The 1,660-nt window shown below is 44.6% G+C and carries 13 tRNA genes; all 13 read right to left on the reverse strand.

The features are described from left to right. Nucleotides 1–68 precede the first annotated feature (68 nt). Nucleotides 69–143, reverse strand: a tRNA-Trp gene (locus EBR25_13740). A 21-nt stretch (nt 144–164) separates the two neighbouring features. Next, nucleotides 165–239: transfer RNA gene (locus tag EBR25_13745), tRNA-Leu, on the reverse strand. A gap of 3 nt (nt 240–242) precedes the next feature. Then, nucleotides 243–317: transfer RNA gene (locus tag EBR25_13750), tRNA-Leu, on the reverse strand. A gap of 4 nt (nt 318–321) precedes the next feature. After that, nucleotides 322–396, reverse strand: a tRNA-Leu gene (locus tag EBR25_13755). A gap of 43 nt (nt 397–439) precedes the next feature. After that, nucleotides 440–514, reverse strand: a tRNA-Leu gene (locus EBR25_13760). A gap of 177 nt (nt 515–691) precedes the next feature. After that, nucleotides 692–764: transfer RNA gene (locus EBR25_13765), tRNA-Gln, on the reverse strand. Between the two features lie 24 nt (nt 765–788). Continuing rightward, nucleotides 789–862 (reverse strand) — tRNA-Cys (locus tag EBR25_13770). A gap of 70 nt (nt 863–932) precedes the next feature. Continuing rightward, nucleotides 933–1,006: transfer RNA gene (locus EBR25_13775), tRNA-Thr, on the reverse strand. 47 nt (nt 1,007–1,053) lie between these two features. After that, nucleotides 1,054–1,125: transfer RNA gene (locus tag EBR25_13780), tRNA-Thr, on the reverse strand. Continuing rightward, nucleotides 1,125–1,198, reverse strand: a tRNA-His gene (locus EBR25_13785). Before EBR25_13785 ends, EBR25_13780 begins: the two co-directional genes overlap by 1 nt. 2 nt (nt 1,199–1,200) lie before the next feature. After that, nucleotides 1,201–1,272: transfer RNA gene (locus tag EBR25_13790), tRNA-Met, on the reverse strand. Nucleotides 1,273–1,302: 30 nt separating this feature from the next. After that, nucleotides 1,303–1,389 (reverse strand) — tRNA-Ser (locus EBR25_13795). Between the two features lie 107 nt (nt 1,390–1,496). After that, nucleotides 1,497–1,588: transfer RNA gene (locus EBR25_13800), tRNA-Ser, on the reverse strand. Nucleotides 1,589–1,660: the final 72 nt, after the last annotated feature.

Below are 1,660 nucleotides of genomic sequence, written 5' to 3' on the forward strand. Positions count from 1 at the left end.
GCAGGATTTGAACCTGCGACTTCTTGGTTCGTAGCCAAGCACTCTGATCCACTGAGTTAAGAGGACAGTGGCGAAGGGCCAGAGACTTGAACTCTGATCTTTGATTTTGGAGATCAAAATGCTACCAATTGCACCAACCCAACAAATTTGGATATAAAATCCAATACCGAAGGTGGGATTCGAACCCACAACAAATCGCTTTTGAGGCGATCACCTCTACCAGATTGGATCACTTCGGCATATGTCCGAGGCGGGATTTGAACCCGCACTGTACAGATTTTAAATCTGTTGCCTCCTACCAGTTGCGCTACTCGGACATAATGGGCGTGAGAGGATTCGAACCTCCACTGTATAGATCCTAAGTCTATTGCCTCCTACCAGTTGCGCTACACGCCCTTAACGACTTTCATAGAATACCAGAGATATCCCAGAAAGTCAATGTCCGTGAGAGGATTCGAACCTCCACTGTCCACCCCCTCAAGGTGGTGCCTCCTACCAGTTGCGCTACACGGACAAGAAAGGAAGATTTCTCTTCTCAAACGGCAACAGCAGTTCTGCGAAAAGATACGATGTTGTTGAGATTTATTCTCAGTACCCTCTACCCGGTCGATACCAATTTATCCCCGTGAAATGGAGATAAGGAGAGTCGAACTCCTGTGTCGGATAGATTGTTGCCTTAATTAAAAGGCAATTCTCAAGTCAGGTCTCGAACCTGAACTCTCCTGAGCCAAAATCAGGCGTGTTTCCAATTACACCACTTGAGAGTAAGTGCTTCATTAAGAAGCAAGAGTCTAGGGTAGGACTTGAACCCACGAAAAAGAGTTTTGCAGACTCTCGCATTCGACCACTCTGCCACCTAGACATATGAGTTTGGTGGGAATCTAATTCCATAGACTCTTTAAGTTACAAACGTAAAGAGATCCCAAACCCAAAGCCCCCAGCGAGGATTTGAACCCGCGACTATCGCTTACAAGGCGATTATTTTAACCACTAAAACTATGGGGGCAGTAAATACACTATATTTGAACTATCTGGAAATATTGGATAGTTCAAAGCCCTTAGTGAGAATCAAACTCACGACCTCATTCTTACCAAGAATGCGTTCTATCACTGAACTATAAGGGCGGGGTGGCGTAGGGAACTCGAATCCCTCTAGGTGGAATCACAATCCACTGCTTTACCTCTAAGCTAACGCCACAGTGGTTGTGGATGGATTTGAACCACCGACTACTTTCTTATGAGAAAAGTGTTCTACCACTGAACTACACAACCAATTTAGAATTTTTCTCTAATATTAGAGAAAGGAAGATACTGGATTCGAACCAGTGGAGGTTTTACCCTCATTTGTTTTCAAGACAAACGCAATAAACCAGACTCTGCCAATCTTCCGTAAAGGGGATAGTCATTCCCCTACCTTTATTCTCTTGATCGAAATACTTGTCTTAAAGATTGACTAGATCCAAGACTTTCTTTCTCAGATGGACTAAGGTTCACCATAGTGGAAGTGGTTGGATTCGAACCAACGGTGCCGATTACTCGACACGGAATCTTAGCAGGATTCTGCGATAAACCTCTCTGCCACACTTCCGAGTTTGGGAGAAGATGGATTTGCACCATCATTGCTAATGAACGGAATCGAACCGCCTCTGATACCGTCGTA

It is taken from the genome of bacterium, from assembly GCA_009926305.1.
In the GTDB taxonomy this organism is placed as follows: Bacteria; Bdellovibrionota_C; UBA2361; order UBA2361; family RFPC01; genus RFPC01.